The organism is Amycolatopsis orientalis DSM 40040 = KCTC 9412, assembly GCF_000478275.1.
GTDB lineage: Bacteria > Actinomycetota > Actinomycetes > Mycobacteriales > Pseudonocardiaceae > Amycolatopsis > Amycolatopsis orientalis.
The window spans coordinates 75,896-92,476 of the sequence record NZ_ASJB01000015.1 but is presented as its reverse complement, the minus strand read 5'-3'; the positions used below and the strand labels follow the sequence as shown (position 1 = coordinate 92,476).

Sequence of the window (16,581 nt, the reverse complement as noted above, 5' to 3'; positions counted from 1 at the left end):
TGGCTCCTTCCGGGAGCGTCTTCCCGGCGGTGACAGCGGTGATGTGTGCGGCTTGGGTAACTGGAGCAGTGCCGCTTCCCTGCCAGACAGGTCTCTTCTGCGTCGCCGAGACGGAACTCCATCGCCGAATAACGGCGACAGGATCGTGGTAGCGCCAATACAGCCGACTTGGGCCGTGTCATGGCAACCGTGTAAGCCACGGATGGACCAGGATCGGGTCGTCGAACGCGACCCAGAAAGGCTCTATCCGTGACCGAGGACACACCTGACCGGGATCCGGGCTCCGCGGCCGGCGAAGCGCTCGCGCGTGTGCTGCCGCCGGAAATGCTGGACGCGTTGGTGAAAGACGCGTATGCGAATGGCGGTGCGCTGGGCGCGCAAGAATTGCTGAATCAGATGACCAAGGCGGCGCTCGAACGAGCACTGGACGCCGAAATGACCCACCATCTCGGATATGAGAAAGGAGACCCTGCCGGGAACGGGTCCGGGAACTCCCGGAACGGCAGATCCTCGAAAACCGTATCCACCTCGAACGGCCCGGTCGAGCCGGCGGTGCCGCGTGACCGGAACGGCTCGTTCGAACCGGCGATCGTACCGAAACGTGCACGCAGGCTCGGTAATATCGACGAAGCGATCCTGTCGCTGTATTCGCGTGGCATGACCACCCGGGACATCGAATCCCATTTGCGTGAAGTGTATAGCGTGAACGTGTCACGGGAACTGATCTCCAACGTGACCGAAGTAGTGACCGACGAGATCGCGCTATGGCAATCCCGGCCCCTGGACGAGATGTACCCGATCCTCTATGTCGACGGCCTGCGGCTGCGGGTCAAGGACAAGGGCGTGGTCACCTCCAAGGTCGCCTACCCGGCCATCGGCGTGGACATGGAAGGCCGCAAACACGCCCTCGGGCTCTGGATCGCCGACACCGAAGCGGCGAAGTTCTGGGCCAAAGTCGTCACCGACCTGCGTAACCGTGGCGTGAAAGACATCCTGATCGCCTGGCTCTGTCATGATTTCCGTGGCTTACACGGAAATCATGACAGAGCCCCCTCTGGCTGCTAGCACGAGAACCCATCGCCGAAAAACGGCGACACCCCACCAAACCACCGACACCGCCGTCAAGAAAACGTGGGGCGAACCCCGAAGGATCCGCCCCACCACAACAAGCCCGCAGCCCGCCCCACCTCAGGAGCGAGCGTCCTCCTTCAGCATGTCCGCGCAGCGCTCGCCGATCGCCATCGTCGTGATGCACGGGTTCACCGCGACCAGGAACGGCATCGCCGAACCATCGGCGACCCGCAGCCCTTCGACGCCACGCACGCGCAGCCGGGCGTCCAGGACGGCCATCGGGTCGTCGTCGCCGCCCATTTTCGCGGTGCACGAAGGGTGATACACCGTGTTGTGCGTCTTGCGCAGGTAGTCGGCGATCTCGTCGTCGGTCTTGACGTCCTTGCCCGGCGCCAGTTCGGTTCCGGCCCATTCGTCCAGCGCGGGCTGTTCGGCGATCTTGCGCGCCAGTTTGATGCCGTAGGTCATCACGCGCATGTCGTGCGGATCGCTGAAATACCGCGGATCCACCTTCGGCTTGTCCCGGTAGTCACGGCTGCGCAACCGAACGGTGCCGGTCGACCGTGACCGGGTGACGTTCGGGGTCAGGCAGAAGCCGTTCTCCGTGGTGGGATAGCCCTGCCGGAGGGTGTTCATGTCGAAGGGCACCGAGCCGTAGTGGAACATCAGGTCCGGCCGGTCGAGCCCTTCCTCCGTGGTGGTGAAGATGCCGATCTCCCACCATTGCGTGGATTCGGTGGTCATCGGTTGCAGCGCGTCCCACTGGATGACGCCCTCCGGGTGATCCTGCAGGTTCTCGCCGACGCCGGGTGAGTCCACCAGCACGTCCACGCCGACCTCGCGCAGATGCCCGGCCGGGCCGATTCCCGACAGCATCAGCAGTTTCGGCGTGTCGATGGCGCCGGAGGACAGGATCACCTCGCGCCGTGCGCGCAAAGGAACGCCGTGGATCAGGTCGTCGGCGAGATATTCGGCTCCGGTGCAGCGTTTGCCGTCGAACAGCAACCGCCGGACCCGGGCGCCGGTAATGATCTCGAGGTTCGGCCGCTTTCCGATGATCGGGTGCAGGTACGACACCGACGCCGACGAGCGGGTGCCGTCCTCGCGCGCGTTGATCTGGAACCAGTTCGCGCCGTGCGTCACGGTCTTGCCGGAGTTGAATTCCACCCGCGGGATGCCGGCCTGCTCGCAGGCCTGGAGCAGCGCGACGCCGGTCGGATCGTTCGGCGGCACCGAGCGGATGGTCACCGGACCCGAGCGGCCGTGGTGGTCGCCGGGGCCGTCGTTGGTCTCAAGGCGTTGGTACAGCGGGAAAATATCCTTCGAAGACCAGCCGGGCAGGCCGAGTGACGACCATTCGTCGAGGTCCTCCGCCGGCGCCCAGAACGCGATGCACGAGTTGTGCGACGAGCACCCGCCCAGCACCCGCGCGCGGGCGTGGCGCAGGAACGAGTTCCCGGACTCCTGGGGTTCGACCAGGTAGTCCCAGTCGTACCCGGATTCCAGCAGCGCCATCCACTTCGTCAGTTCCAGCACCGCAGGATCGTCCACATCGGACGGTCCGGCTTCCAGTAGTGCCACGGTGACGTCCGGGTCCTCCGAGAGTCTGGCCGCGACCACTGACCCCGCCGTCCCGCCGCCGACGACGATGTAGTCGAACTCTCCGGTCACTGTGCTGCCTCCTCGGGAAGTGCCGCCGCGGCGTGATCGGCGAGGACGCCGCTCTTGTGCCGCAGGATGAACCAGTAATACGCGAAACCGACGACCGCCACCGCGCCGACGAACAGCACGGCCCCCCATTCGAGGTACCAGTGATAGGGCTCGGTCGCGTTGTAGACCTCTCGCCGCGGCCAGGCCAGGTTCACCACGATCGCGCCGCCCCACAGCACGCCGAGGATGTTGACCGGCAGGCCCAGCTTGCCGAGGGAGAAGTATTTGGTCCCTTCGACCTTCGGCGGCGGCCACTGTCCGCGCAGCCGCTTGACCAGCATCGGGATGGTGACCAGCAGGTACGCCAGGTAGATCATGATGATGCCGATACTGGTGATCACCGTGAAGATCTGCGGCTGGCCGACGTTGACGACCAGGATCAGCACCGCGATGACGCCGGAGACGATCGCGGGCACCACGGGGGTCTTGGTCTTCGGCGACACCCTCGCCAGATGCTTCCCGGCGGGCAGGTTGTTGTCGCGGCCCATCGCGAACATCATCCGGATCGACGCCGACTGCACGGCCAGGTTGCACACCGTGATCGCGATGACCACGGCCAGCAGGAAGATCGTGCCGACGGTGCTGCCCAGCACGTCGAGCACGATGAACTGCAGGCCGCCCGTCGCGATCTGGGGGTCGTTGATGTCGCTGACGGCCATCAGCGCCAGCAGCAGGATGAGCCCGCCGATGACGAACGACGCGATCAGCGCGCGCAGGATCGCCTTGGGCGCGTTCTTGCGCGGGTCATGGGACTCTTCGCCGAGCGAGCTGGCGGTGTCGAAGCCGTACATGACGTAGGTCGAGGCGAGCGAGGCGACCAGGAACGCGCCGAAGTAGCCCCAAGGCTGGTCGGCGCCGGTGTTGTTGGTCTGCATGACGACCTCGGGGCCCCGCGTGATGTTGACCGCGAGCGCGACGATCAGCAGGACCGCGGCGATCAGTTCGATGAACACCCCGGCGCTGTTGATCCGCGCCATCAGCTTCACACCCCAGGCGTTCACCAGCGTGGTGAACAGGATCAGGGCGGTGCCGAGGATGACCGCGTTCACCGCGCTGTCGCCGGAGAACGAGAAGAACGACGAGATCTGCGGGAGCGTGATCTGGTAGGCCAGCGCGACCGCGGCGATGCTGACGATCGAGGCGGTCAGCATCATCCAGCCGGCCAGCCAGGCGACATGCGGGCTGCCGAGCCGTTTCGACCAGTTGTAGATCGACCCGGCGACGGGATAGTGCGCGGCCAGTTCGGCGAACGACAGCGCCACCATCAGCTGGCCGACGAACACCATCGGCCACGACCACCAGTAGGCGGGCCCGCCGAAGCTGAAACCGAAGTAGAACAGCTGGAAGGTGCCGGTCAAGATCGAGATGTAGCTGATCCCGGCGGCGAAGGTGTGGAAGTTGCCGAGGGTTCTTTCGAGTTCCTGTTTGTAGCCGAAACCGGCAAGGCCGTCGTCGGAAGGAGTGCTCATCGGCAGTTTCCCGTCTTCAGTCGGATGCGGCAGGCTCCCCGGAGAACCAGCGCTGTGGTGCGGGCCGGAGGTTCTGATAGATGTGCTTCGCCTCCGTGTACTCGGCCAAACCCGTCGGGCCCAGTTCGCGCCCGAAGCCGGATTGCTTGTAGCCGCCCCATTCCGCCTGGGGCAGGTACGGATGGAAGTCGTTGATCCAGATCGTGCCGTGCCGCAGCCGGTTCGCGACCCGCTGCGCGCGGGAGGCGTCCGAAGTGAACACCGCGCCCGCGAGCCCGTAGTGCGTGTCGTTGGCGATGCGGACGGCGTCGTCCTCGTCGGTGAAGGTCTCGACGGTGAGCACCGGGCCGAACGATTCGTCGACGACGGCGCTGCTGCCCTGCTTCACGTTGTCGAGGATCGTCGGCAGGTAGTAATGCCCCTTCGCCAGCTCGCGATCGTCGGGGCGTTTGCCGCCGGTCCGCAGGACGGCGCCCTCGTCGAGGGCCGCGGCGACGTAGCGTTCGATCTTTTCCAAATGAGCGGCCGAGATCAGGGGACCGGTTTCAGCCTTCGGGTCGAAAGGTCCACCCAGTCGGATCAGTTCGGCGCGGCGGACGAGTTCGTCGACGAACCTGTCGTGCCACTCCTCCTGGACGATCAGCCGCGCGCCCGCCGAGCAGACCTGCCCGGAGTGCAGGAACACCGCGGTCAGCGCGTAGTCGACGGCGGTTTCGAAGTCGGAATCGGCGAAGACGACGTTCGGGTTCTTGCCGCCCAGTTCCAGCGCGACCTTCTTGACGGTGGCGGCGGCGGACGCGGCGATGATCTTGCCGGTCGCGAGGCCGCCGGTGAACGACACCAGGTCGACGTCCGGATGCTCCGACAGCGGCGCGCCGACCTGCGCGCCGGCGCCGAGCACCAGGTTCGCGACGCCGGCGGGGAGCCCGGCCTCGGTCAGCAGCTTCATCAGCATGATCGAGGTGTGCGGGGTCAGCTCGCTGGGCTTGAGGACGAACGTGTTGCCCGCCGCGAGCGCGGGGGCGACCTTCCAGATGGTCTGCAGGAGCGGGTAGTTCCACGGCGTGATCAGCCCGCAGACGCCGACCGGTTCGTGCACGATCCGGCTGAAGGCGTCCGGGTTGCCGGTGTCGACCACGCGGCCCGCGTCGTTGGCGGCGAGTTTGCCGAAGTAGCGGAGGCAGGCGGCGATATCCGCCATGTCGTACTCGCTCTCGACCAGCCGTTTGCCGGTGTCGAGCGATTCGGCGCGGGCGAAGGCCGCGACGTCGCGGTCGAGCAGGTCGGCGGCCTTCAGCAGCAGGTCACCGCGTTGCGGAGCGGGTGTCTGGGGCCACGGACCGGTGTCGAACGCCTTCCTGGCGGCGGCGATGGCCGCTTCGGTGTCCTCGCGGGTGCCCTCGGCGACCTCCGCGACCAGTGATCCGTCCGCCGGGCAGCGGATTTCCCTGCGACCGCGGCCGACCGCGTCGACCCACTCGCCACCGATGAAAAAATCCGCCATCAAGCCACTCCAAACGGGCTTCTTCTTAACCGTCGAAGAGCGATTATGTCGGCCACCCGACGTGACCGCTACTTGGCAAAAGAGACCATGTTCACACTGTTGGGTGTCGTGTGGTGATTTTCTGACATGTGACTCGTGACGCGGGCGCGGGAAGGTTCTCGGCGGCCCTCCGTAGACTGGCTGGAACGGCGGAAGAGGAACCAGGCGAGGTGGGAGAGTGACGTTGCTCGAGTCCGTGCACGGACCGGCTGACTTGAAGCGGATGGACCAGGAGCAGCTCGGCGAGCTGGCCGCGGAGATCCGGGACTTCCTCGTCGAAAAGGTGCGGCTCGCCGGTGGTCACCTCGGCCCGAACCTGGGTGTGGTCGAGCTGACGATGGCGCTGCACCGGGTCTTCGACTCGCCGCGCGACGCCATCGTGTGGGACGTCGGTCACCAGGCGTACGTGCACAAGATCGTCACCGGCCGTCACGACGGCTTCGGCAAGCTGCGCCAGCTGGGCGGCCTCACCGGCTATCCCGCGCGCTGCGAGAGCGAGCACGACCTCGTCGAGAACAGCCACGCCTCGACCGCCCTGTCCTATGTGGACGGGCTGGCGAAGGCGTTCGAACTCGGCGGTGGCGGCAGGCACGCGATCGCCGTCGTCGGGGACGGCGCGCTGACCGGCGGCATGTGCTGGGAGGCGCTCAACAACATCGCGGCGAACCCGCGCCGCCCGGTCGTCATCGTCATCAACGACAACGGCCGCTCGTACTCGCCGACCATCGGCGGTGTCGCCGACCACCTCGCGTCGCTGCGGCTGAAGCCCGGCTACGAGCGGGTTCTGGACCGTGGCAAGGAACTGCTGCGGCACACCCCCATCGTCGGCAAGCCGATCTACGCGGCGCTGCACGCGGCGAAGGCGGGGCTCAAGGACGCGCTGAGCCCGCAGATGATGTTCTCCGACCTCGGCCTCAAGTACCTCGGCCCGGTCGACGGGCACGACCTCGCCGCGCTGGAGAAGGCGTTCCAGAGCGCCCGCGACTTCGGCGGCGCGGTCATCGTGCACGTGGTCACGGAGAAGGGCCACGGGTACGAGCCGGCGGTCACCAACCAGGCCGACCAGATGCACCAGACCGACCCGATCGACCCCGAGACCGGCCTGCCGCCGGTCAAGGGCCCGAGCTGGACCGGCGTCTTCGCCGAAGAACTGGTGAAGATCGGCGCCGACCGCGAGGACGTCGTCGCGATCACCGCGGCCATGCTGCGCTCGACCGGGCTGCACAAGTTCGCCGAGGCGTACCCGGACCGCTGGTACGACGTCGGGATCGCCGAGCAGCACGCGGTGACCTCGGCGGCGGGTCTCGCGATGGGCGGCAAGCATCCGGTCGTCGCGGTCTACTCGACCTTCTTGAACCGGGCCTTCGACCAGGTCCTGATGGACGTCGCGCTGCACCGCCAGCCGGTGACGCTGGTGCTGGACCGGGCGGGCATCACCGGCCCGGACGGGCCGAGTCACCACGGCATGTGGGATCTCTCGCTGCTGGGCATGGTGCCGGGGATGCGGGTCGCCGCGCCGCGTGACGCCGGGACACTGCGCGAGGAGCTGCGGGAGGCCATCGCCGTCGAGGACGGGCCGACGGCGCTGCGGTTCTCCAAGGGCGGCGTGATCGACTCCGTCCCCGCCGTCGAACGCGTCGGCGTGGTGGACGTGCTGCGCAAGCCCACCGGCGAGGCCGACGTGCTGCTGGTCGCCGTGGGCGCCTTCGCCATGCTCGGGCTCGCCGCCGCGGACCGGCTCGCCGACCAGGGCATCGGCGTGACCGTGGTGGACCCGCGCTGGGTCGTCCCGGCGCCCGCCGAACTGGTGGCGCTGGCCGAACAGCACAAGCTCGTGGTGAGCGTCGAGGACAGTGGCCGCCACGGCGGCTTCGGATCCGCGCTGGCCGCGCTGTTCCGCGACGCCGAATGCGACGTGCCGCTGCGCGACCTCGCCGTGCCGCAGGTGTTCCACGACCACGGCTCGCGCGAAGAGGTGCTGGCCCGGGTCGGGCTCACCGCGCAGGATGTCGCGCGGCGGGTCACCGAGTGGTCCGCGAACCTGGCGAGCCGCACTCCGGCGCCGGAGGACACGCACCGCTGAGCCTTGACGTCTCGTGAGTGGTAATGACGGTTAGAACCGTCATTACCACTCACGAGACGGGGGCCTAGGCTTCCTGAGGTACCACGATCGCCGGTTCCGCGACGGGCTCCGCGTACGAGTAGACCTCACGCGGTTCGGGGAAGAGCCTGACGAGCACGGGATACGCGACGGCCGCCGTGCACAGCGTGATCACCATGCTGATGTCGACACCGCCCGCGATGTCCTTGAACGGCCCGGCGATCATCGGGGTGTTGGCGGTCAGGAGACCCAGCGCGGTCGCCGGGATCCACGCGGCCATCGCGCGCCAGTTCACGCCGCGGGTGAACCAGTAGCGCCCGCCCTTGCGGCCCTGGTTGAACACCTGCAGGTCGTCCGGGTCGTAGAACCCGCGCCGCAGCACGAAGCCGATCATCATGATCACCATCCACGGCGACGTGCACAGCACGATCAGCGTGGCGAAGGCGTTGATGCTGGAGACCATGTCCAGCACGAAATTGCCGACGAAGATGAACACGACGCTGAGTGAGCCGATCAGCAGTGTCGCCTGGACGCGGCTCAGCTTCACGAAGATCGAACTGAAGTCCAGCCCGGTCCCGTAGAGCGAGGTCGTGCCGGTCGAGAGCCCGCCGATCAGCGCGACCACGATCAGCGGGATCGCGTACCAGAGCGGGGAAATCGCGGTCAGGCCGGTGATGTAGTCGCCGGGGTCGGCCACCAGGGTCGCGGTGGCGATGCCGAAGCCGAACGGCAGCAACGTCGCCACCTGCGCCAGGAACGGCGCGGCCAGCAGGGAACGGCGGCTGTGACGGGCGGGGATGTAGCGCGTCCAGTCACCGAGGAAGGCGCCGAACGAGATCGGGTTCGCCATCGTGGTGAGCGCGGCCAGGATCCACGTCGGCCAGAACTCGCCGAGCGCGTAGGCGCCGGTGCCGGCGAACCCGGGGTCGAACGCGCCGCCGTAGGCCACGATCCCGAGCAGCATGATCGCCGTGCCCAGTACGACGGCGACCCGGTTCACCAGCAGCATGAACCGGTAGCCGTAGATGCACACGACCAGCGTCGCGATCGCGATGACGCCATACGCGACGCCGCGCAGCACCTCGCCGCCGTCGAAGCCGAAAAGCCGTTGTGCCGCACCGGCGACGGCGTCGCCGCTGACCCAGACCGAGATGGCGAAGAAGGTGATCGCGGTCAGCAGGGAGAGGAAGGAGCCGACGCACCGGCCGACGACACCGAAGTGCGCGCCGGAGGAGACGGCGTTGTTGGTCCGGGTGAGCGGGCCGAACAACGACATCGGCGAGAGCACCAGCGCGCCGACGACCACGCCGGCGACGGTGGCCGCGACCGCCGCCCAGAAGCTCAGGCCGAAGGCGATCGGGAGCGTGCCGAGGATGATGGTGGCGAAGGTGTTCGCGCCGCCGAACGCCATCCGGAACAGGTCGCGGGGCCGCGACGTCTGCTCTTCCGGCGGGATCGGCGCGATACCGTGCTGCTCGACTTCGGTGACCTTGTCACCCATGGGGACCTCCAAGTACGCGTTTCGTCCTCTGAATGCGGTCCTTGCGCGTGCGACTACCGCATCCAGAGGACGAAATGCGGTCAGGCGAAGCGGGTCATGACGTGCTTCACGCGCGTGTACTCGGCGAAGGAGTAGGACGAGAGGTCCTTTCCGTGGCCGGAGTGCCCGAAGCCGCCATGAGGCATTTCGGCGACCAGCGGCCCGTGGGTGTTGACCCAGACGCAGCCGAAGTCGAGTTCGCCCGAGACGCGGGTCGCGCGTCCGAGGTCGTTGGTCCAGATCGACGACGCCAGCCCGTAGGGGACGCCGTTGGCCAGCTTCACCGCTTCTTCCTCGTCCACAAAGGACTGGATGGTGATCACCGGGCCGAAGATCTCCTCCTGCACGATCTCGTCGTCCTGCTTCAGACCCGAGATCACGGTGGGGGAGAAGAAGAAACCGCGGTCACCGGCGGGTTTGCCGCCGGTCTCCACACGGGCGTGCGACGGCAGCCGCTCGACGAGTCCGCGGACCCGGCCGAACTGCGCCTCGCTGTTGAGCGGGCCGAAGTCCCGGCCGGGAACCTGCGCGGCGGCCGCCTTGGTCAGTTCCGCGACGAACTCGTCGTGGATCACCGCGTCCACCAGCACCCGGCTGCCCGCGGTGCAGTCCTGCCCGGCGTTGTAGAACGCCGCGCCGACGATGCCTTCCGCCGCTTCGGTCAGGTCCACGTCACCGAAGACCAGCAAGGGCGCGTTCCCGCCGAGTTCCAGGTGCGTGCGCTTGAGATCGGCCGCCGCGACGGTGGCGACGTCGATCCCCGCCCGCGTCGACCCGGTGATCGACACCAGTTCGGTGATCGGATGCCGCACCAGCGCGCGGCCGGTGTCGCGGTCGCCGCACAGGACGTTGAACGCGCCCCGCGGCAGGAACTCCGCGGCGACCTTCGCCAGCAGCACGGCCGTCGAAGGGGTGGTCTCGGCGGGCTTGAGGACGACCGTGTTCCCCGCGGCCAGCGCCGGGGCGATCTTCCAGACGCCCATCATCAGCGGGTAGTTCCACGGCGCGATCTGCGCGCAGACGCCGACCGGTTCGCGGCGGATCACCGAGGTGTGCCCCGGCAGGTACTCCCCGGCCGCGGTGCCGTCGAGCTGCCGGGCCGCGCCGGCGAAGAACCGCAGCGCGCTGACGCACTCCGGGATCTCCTCGTCCAGCACGACGGACCGGATCTTGCCGGTCTCCCGGATCTCGAGGTCGGCGAACTCCTCCGCGCGGGCCTCCACCGCGTCCGCGATCTTCAGCAGTGCCAGCTGACGCTGGGCGGGCGTGCTCTTGCGCCAGACCTCGAACGCCCGTTCCGCGGCGGCCAGCGCGGTGTCCACATCGGACTGCTCGGACAGCACGCTGGTGCCGAAGACGTCGCCGGTGGCGGGATTCACCAGGTCGAGCGTCCGCGTGCCCGACGCCGGTACCTCGGTGCCGTCGACGAAGTTCAGGACCTGAGTCATTTCTTCTCCAGGTGGGTCGGCTCGAACATCTTCAGCAAAGCGGGGAGGACGACCACCGAAGGGCCGGGAGTGCTCAGTGCCCCGGCGAGGTCCTTGCCGATAGTGTCCAAAGAGGACACGGTGGCCGGGACGCCGAAAGAGCGCGCCAGCGCCTCGAAATCGGGCCGCGCGAGTTCGGTGGCGGTGGACTGCCCGAAGGCCCCGGTCAGGTATTCGCGCAGGATCCCGTACCCGCCGTCGTCGACGACGAGCCACGTGACGTCCAGTCCGTGCTGGACCGCGGTGGCGAGTTCGGCGATGCCGTACATCGCGCCGCCGTCGCCGGACACCGCCAGCACCGGCCCGCCGGTCGCGACCGCGCCGCCGAGCGCGCCGGGCAGGCCGTAGCCGAGTCCGCCCGCGCCCTGCGCGGTGTGGATCGGCGCGCCATCGGGGTTCCAGGCCGACCAGGCCCAGTAGGCCGCGATCGTCATGTCCCAGAACGTCTGCGTGCCCTCGGGGATCGCCGCGCGGATGTCGTCGATGAGCTTGCGCTCGGTTTCGAGGGGCTGGCCGTCGAGCCGTTCGCGCACCTTGTCCAGCAACGCGGCCACCGCGGTCTCGGCCGCACCGTCGGCGCGGCGGAACGGCACCTGCTCCAGAAGTCCTTGCAGGACGAGGCGGACATCGGCGTGGATGCCCAGCGCCGGGTAGTTCGACTCCAGCTTCCCGAGGTCGGCCTCGACCTGGATCAGCCGTCCGCGCGGGGCGAACTCGCGGTAGTTGCTGGACAGTTCGCCCAGTCCGGACCCCAGCACCAGCAGGACGTCGGCGTCCGACAGGAATTCCGTGCTGTGCCAGTCCTCGAGCCACGACTGCCCGGACAGTTCGTGCTCCCAGTCGAAGACGCCCTTGCCGCCGAAGGTCGACAGCACCGGCGCGCGCAGCGCCTCGGCGAGTGCCTTCAGTTCGGCGTGGGAACCCGAACGCAGCGCGCCACCGCCGGCGAGGATCACCGGTTTCTTCGCGGCCCCCAGCAGATTCGCGGCCTCGGTGAGCAGCTCGGGCAGCGGCGCGAGCGGCGCGGGCCGTGCCGTCACCGAAGTGATCCGGGGCAGTTCCGTCGGTTCCAGCAGAACGTCCTGCGGGATTTCGACCCACACCGGGCCGTACGGCGCCGTCGACGCCGATTCCCACGCCTCGCGCAGCGCCGTCGGGATCTGGCTGACGGTCCGTACCACGTGCACCGACTTCACCACATCGCGGAAACTGGCCTGCTGATCGGGCAGTTCGTGCAGATACCCGTGCCGTCCGCCGCCGAGCCCGGCGACCGGGACCTGGCTGGAGATCCCGAGCACCGGCACCGACGCCGCCCGGGATTCCTGCAGGGAAGCCAAAGTCAGCAGCGCGCCGGGTCCGGTCGACACGATCATCGGGGTCACCGGGACCGGCCCGTCGGGATCCGCCGCGAGCCGGGCACGGGCGTGCCCGTCGGCCGCGAACGCCAGGTTGTTCTCCACCCGGGAGCTGATCACCCGGACGTTTTCCGCGCGCCGCAACGCTTCGAACAAGCCGAGCGCGTGCTGGCCCGGCAGGCCGAACACGGTGTCCGCGCCGAGCGCGCGGAGGGTTTCCACGACGACGTCGCCGCCTATCCGTTGTGCGCCGGTCATTCGCCCTTCCCCAAGCTGAGCAGGCTCACCAGGTCGTAGGCGACGTGGGAGGCCGCGATGGCGGTGATCTCCGCGTGATCGTAAGCCGGGGCCAGCTCCACCACGTCGGCTCCGATGAGGTTGCAGTCCCGCAGGCCGCGCAGGATCTCCAGCAGCTCGCGGCTGGTCATGCCGCCCGCTTCTGGGGTGCCGGTGCCCGGGGCGTGCGCGGGGTCGAGCACGTCGATGTCGACGGAGATGTAGAGCGGGCGGCCGCCGATGCGCTGGCGCAGCGCGTCGACGGTCTCGGCGACCCCGCGGCGCAGGACGTCGCCGGAGGTGACGATGCCGAAGCCGAGGCGGCGGTCCTCTTCCAGATCCCGCTTGCCGTACAGCGGGCCGCGCGTGCCGACGTGGGACAGCGCTTCGGTGTCGAGGAGGCCTTCCTCGGACGCCCGCCGGAACGGGGTGCCGTGGGTGTACGGCTCACCGAAGTAGGTGTCCCAGGTGTCGAGGTGCGCGTCGAAGTGCAGGAGTGCCACCGGTCCGTGCTTCTTCGCCGCCGCCCGCAGCAGCGGCAGCGCGATCGTGTGGTCACCGCCGACGGTGACCAGCCGCGTACCGTCCGCGGTCAGCGCCTCGGCCTCGCCCTGCAGGGTCTCGATCGCCTCCCCGATGTTGAACGGGTTGAGCGCGATGTCACCGGCGTCGACCACCTGCGTTTCCGCGAACGGGGAGATGTCGAGTTCCGGGTGATACGGGCGCAGCAGGCGGCTCGCCTCGCGCAGCGCGGCCGGGCCGAAGCGCGCGCCGGGGCGGTAGGACACGCCGGCGTCGAACGGCACCCCGACGACGGCGACGTCCGCACGCTCGACCTGATCGATCCTCGGCAGTCTCGCGAAGGTCGCGAAACCGGCGAACCGGGGCACCTTCGCGGAGTCGACGGGTCCGATCGGGTTCTGCACAGGCACTGTGTCTCCTTCGAATGGTTTTCAGGACTGGGAAGCGGCGAGTTCCGCCTCTTCTTCTTCGTCGGCCGCGCTGCCGTTCAGGCGGCGGGTCCACACGGTGAGGATCTCGTCCGAGGTGCGCGGCGTCAGGAAGCTGACCAGCAGGTACACCGCCAGGCTGGAGCCGAGGCCCCAGTAGATCGGGCTGTTGGCCTCTACACCGTCGATGACCATGAACGCCACGACCACGACCGTGCCGACGACCATCGACGCGAGCGCGCCCTGACGGGTACCGCGCTTCCAGGCCAGCCCGCCGATGATCGCCACCAGCAGCCCGCCGACGAGGATGTCGTAGGCGATGGTCAGCGCGTTGACCACGTCGTCGACGATCATGGCGATGCCGATCGCGACCACGCCGAGGACCAGGGTGGTGAGCCGGTTCCTGCCGACCTCGGAGGCGGCTTTCCTGAGGCCCAGCTTGGAAAGCAGATCCGAGGTGCTGACCGTGGAGCAGGCGATGAGCGCGCCGCTGGCGGTCGACATCATCGCCGACAGCGCGGCCGCGAGCACCAGGCCGCGGATCCCGGCTGGCAGTTGCTGCTCCACGATGGTCGCGAACGCGTCCTGTGCGCTGGCGAGGTTCGGGTAAAGCGTCTTCGCCGCGGTGCCGATGAGCGCGCCGGCGAGGCCGTAGACCAGGCAGTAGACGCCGGAGATGACGCCGCCGCCGGTGGCGATGCCCGGCGTGCGGGCGGTGAACACACGCTGCCAGATGTCCTGGCCGATCAGGAGGCCGAAGCTGTAGATGAGGAAGTAGGTGAAGATCGTGTCGCCGCCGATGGCGGTGAGTTCGAAGTAGCTCTCGTCCAGCCGTGTGGCCATCCCGTCGAAGCCGCCCGCCGAGACGATCGAGACCGGCAGCAGGATCAGCAGGATGCCGATGGTCTTGATGACGAACTGGACGATGTCGGTCAGCGTGATCGACCACATGCCGCCGAGTACCGAGTAGAGCACCACGATCGATCCGCCGATGGCGATGCCCGCCCAGCTCGGGACGTTGAAGAGGACCTTGAAGATGGTGGCGAACGCCAGCGTCGAGGTGACCGTCAGCATCAGCGTGTACGCCCACATGACCACGCCGGAGATCGCGCTGGTGGAACCGCCGTAGCGCAGGTCGAGCATCTCGCCGACGGTGTAGACGCGCAGTTTCACCAGCCGCCGCGCGAACAGCGTGTGCAGGACCAGGATGCCGACGCCGATCGCGATCACGAGCCAGGCGCCGGAGATGCCGTAGGTGTAGCCGAGCTTCACCCCGCCGACCGTCGAAGCGCCGCCGAGGACGACCGCGGACATCGTGCCCGAGTACATGAACCAGCCGAGGCGGCGGCCCGCGACCAGGTAGTCGGATTTGGTCTTGGCGAGCCGCAGACCGAACCAGCCGACCCCGATCATGCCCGCTATGTAGAGCGCGATCACCGCGTAGTCACCGGCCACGGTGTCCTCCTTGCCTTGGGCTGTTCGCTTCGTCCGGGTCACCGTAGGTTCGTTCGCCCGGTGAACGACATGGGATGATCCGTCCAAAGTTGCGCACAGATGAGGACGAAATGACCCAAGCCCACGATCCACTCGGTTCGGATGTGAATGTCCCGTTACGGGCCGTGGTCGGCAACCCGGAACTGGCACTCGACCCGGTCGTGGAGACGCTGGGGCCGGGCGCGCTCGACGCCCCGGTGCGCTGGGCCCACGTCAGCGAGCTGCGGGATCCCGCGCCGTACCTGCTCGGCGCGGAACTGCTGCTCACCGCCGGGGTGAACCTGCCGGTGGAGCCGCGCGAGATCGACCGCTATGTCCGGCGGCTGGCCGACAGCGGGATCTCCGCGCTGGGGTTCGGGCTCACCCCCGGCACCTACGAGACGTTGCCGCCGCCCCTGCGGACGGCGTGCGCCCGGTACCGCCTCCCGCTGCTGATCGTCCCGCCGCGGACGCCGTTCCTCGCGATCAGCCGGGCGGTGTCGGTCGCGCTGGCCGAGGCCGGGAAGCGGGAACAACGGCGGATCGCGGTCGCGCGCGAGGCGCTGACCAGGGCGGCCGGTGACGGACTCGGCGAACTGGCGAGCGCGCTGGGCGGGCGGCTGAAAGCGTGGGTGGCGCTGGTCGGCGCCGGCGACGTCCTCGCGGCCGACCACGGCACGCCGTCGCCGCTGCCGGCCGAGGTCGGGGAGCTGCTCACCACACTGCGGGCCGGACGGGGGATCCGCAGCGCGACGACGGAGCTGCCCGACGGCACGCACGTCGTCGCGCAGCCGGTGTATCCGCAGGCGACGGCGTCGCATCTGGTCGTGGTCGGCCGCCCCGGCCGGTTCGACGGGGCGGACCGGTCGATCCTGTCGGTCGGCGCGGCCCTGCTCGGCCTGGTCGGCCGCGCGGGTTCGGACGCGGCCGGGCCGGGTGCCGCCGCCACCGCGTTGCTGCTGGGCGAGACCGATGCGATCGGCGGGGAAGAACGCCGTCTGGTCGCGGGGATCGCCTACCGCCGTGGGCCGGACGAGGTCGCGGCCCGCTACGACTGGCTGCGTGCCCGGCTCGACACCCCGTTCGTGCGGCTGCGGCCGGGACCGAGATTCGACGCGATCGTCCGTGAGGCGCCCGAGATCGGGGACCTCGACCGGCTGCGCGCCGACGGCTGGCTCGCCGTGGTGGCTTCCCCCGTCCCGCCCGATCGGCTTCCCGAAGCGGCCACCGAGGTGGAGTTGCTGTTGAAGCGGGCCGCCGCGCTGGAACGGCCGGTGGTGGCGGAGGCGTCCGGGCTCGGGCTGGACGCGCTGATCACCCCGGAGGCGGCGGCCGGGTTCGCCGCCCAGGCGCTCGCGCCGCTGCGCGAGCTGGACACGAAGGGCGACCGCGAACTGGTCGAGACCTTGCGGACCTGGCTCGCGCACCACGGCGGCTGGGACCGGACGGCCGCCGAACTCGGCGTGCACCGCAACAGCGTCCGGCACCGGATCGGGCAGATCGAACGGGCGCTGGGCGCGGATCTGGCGGATCCGGAGATCCGGATGCGGCTGTGGTTCGCCCTCCGCTGGGCCTCGTGAGTGGTAATGACGGTTAGAACCGTCAT

General features: G+C 68.7%; 10 protein-coding genes and 1 pseudogene. 3 read left to right on the top strand and 8 right to left on the bottom strand.

The genetic code is table 11. The features are described from left to right. Positions 1-324: 324 nt before the first annotated feature. Positions 325-1,029, top strand: a pseudogene (locus tag L324_RS02810) (IS256 family transposase); the annotation flags it as partial. Positions 1,030-1,188: 159 nt separating this feature from the next. On the opposite strand, the gene L324_RS02805 reads toward L324_RS02810, so the two are convergent. The 3 genes from L324_RS02805 to L324_RS02795 are packed head-to-tail and all read right to left on the bottom strand — an operon-like array spanning position 1,189 to position 5,754. Continuing rightward, positions 1,189-2,742, bottom strand: a complete 1,554-nt coding sequence (locus L324_RS02805; protein WP_037303848.1) for a GMC family oxidoreductase — start codon at positions 2,740-2,742, stop codon at positions 1,189-1,191. Beyond that, complete coding sequence (locus L324_RS02800) at positions 2,739-4,250, bottom strand: APC family permease (RefSeq protein ID WP_037303847.1); 1,512 nt, start codon at positions 4,248-4,250, stop codon at positions 2,739-2,741. The genes L324_RS02805 and L324_RS02800 overlap by 4 nt, the downstream gene beginning before the upstream one ends. A gap of 16 nt (positions 4,251-4,266) precedes the next feature. Continuing rightward, entirely contained in the window at positions 4,267-5,754 is a 1,488-nt protein-coding gene (locus tag L324_RS02795) for an aldehyde dehydrogenase family protein (protein WP_037303846.1), read from the bottom strand. 217 nt (positions 5,755-5,971) lie between these two features. Between L324_RS02795 and dxs the strand changes: the two genes are divergently transcribed. Beyond that, the gene (gene dxs / locus L324_RS02790) at positions 5,972-7,876 is read left to right on the top strand and encodes a 1-deoxy-D-xylulose-5-phosphate synthase (RefSeq protein ID WP_037303844.1); all 1,905 of its coding nucleotides are present in this window, start codon (positions 5,972-5,974) and stop codon (positions 7,874-7,876) included. Positions 7,877-7,940: 64 nt separating this feature from the next. Here dxs and L324_RS02785 read toward each other — a convergent pair whose 3' ends face one another. The 5 genes from L324_RS02785 to L324_RS02765 all read right to left on the bottom strand — a co-directional run bounded on the left by L324_RS02785 (position 7,941) and on the right by L324_RS02765 (position 14,957). Beyond that, the gene (locus L324_RS02785) at positions 7,941-9,395 is read right to left on the bottom strand and encodes a purine-cytosine permease family protein (RefSeq protein ID WP_037303843.1); all 1,455 of its coding nucleotides are present in this window, start codon (positions 9,393-9,395) and stop codon (positions 7,941-7,943) included. Between the two features lie 80 nt (positions 9,396-9,475). After that, positions 9,476-10,882, bottom strand: coding sequence for an aminobutyraldehyde dehydrogenase (locus L324_RS02780; protein ID WP_037303842.1), 1,407 nt, complete (start codon positions 10,880-10,882; stop codon positions 9,476-9,478). Continuing rightward, positions 10,879-12,534 (bottom strand): thiamine pyrophosphate-binding protein, encoded by a 1,656-nt coding sequence (locus L324_RS02775; RefSeq protein WP_037303840.1) that lies wholly within the window; start codon positions 12,532-12,534, stop codon positions 10,879-10,881. Before L324_RS02775 ends, L324_RS02780 begins: the two co-directional genes overlap by 4 nt. Next, on the bottom strand, positions 12,531-13,484 hold the full coding sequence (gene speB, locus L324_RS02770) for an agmatinase (RefSeq protein ID WP_051173588.1): 954 nt from the start codon (positions 13,482-13,484) through the stop codon (positions 12,531-12,533). Before speB ends, L324_RS02775 begins: the two co-directional genes overlap by 4 nt. 21 nt (positions 13,485-13,505) lie before the next feature. Next, a complete protein-coding gene (locus tag L324_RS02765; RefSeq protein WP_037304428.1) occupies positions 13,506-14,957 on the bottom strand; it encodes a sodium:solute symporter family protein in 1,452 nt (483 codons plus the stop codon). Positions 14,958-15,067: 110 nt separating this feature from the next. On the opposite strand from L324_RS02765, the gene L324_RS02760 reads away from it, so the two are divergent. Then, a complete protein-coding gene (locus L324_RS02760; protein ID WP_173426341.1) occupies positions 15,068-16,555 on the top strand; it encodes a PucR family transcriptional regulator in 1,488 nt (495 codons plus the stop codon). Positions 16,556-16,581: the final 26 nt, after the last annotated feature.

Bases quoted from the DNA above. Each gene is read 5' to 3' on its own strand.
- L324_RS02800 (WP_037303847.1), bottom strand. From the start codon at position 4,250: ATGAGCACTCCTTCCGACGACGGCCTTGCCGGTTTCGGCTACAAACAG.
- L324_RS02780 (WP_037303842.1), bottom strand. From the start codon at position 10,882: ATGACTCAGGTCCTGAACTTCGTCGACGGCACCGAGGTACCGGCGTCG.
- L324_RS02775 (WP_037303840.1), bottom strand. From the start codon at position 12,534: ATGACCGGCGCACAACGGATAGGCGGCGACGTCGTCGTGGAAACCCTC.
- L324_RS02785 (WP_037303843.1), bottom strand. From the start codon at position 9,395: ATGGGTGACAAGGTCACCGAAGTCGAGCAGCACGGTATCGCGCCGATC.
- L324_RS02760 (WP_173426341.1), top strand. From the start codon at position 15,068: ATGACCCAAGCCCACGATCCACTCGGTTCGGATGTGAATGTCCCGTTA.
- L324_RS02795 (WP_037303846.1), bottom strand. From the start codon at position 5,754: ATGGCGGATTTTTTCATCGGTGGCGAGTGGGTCGACGCGGTCGGCCGC.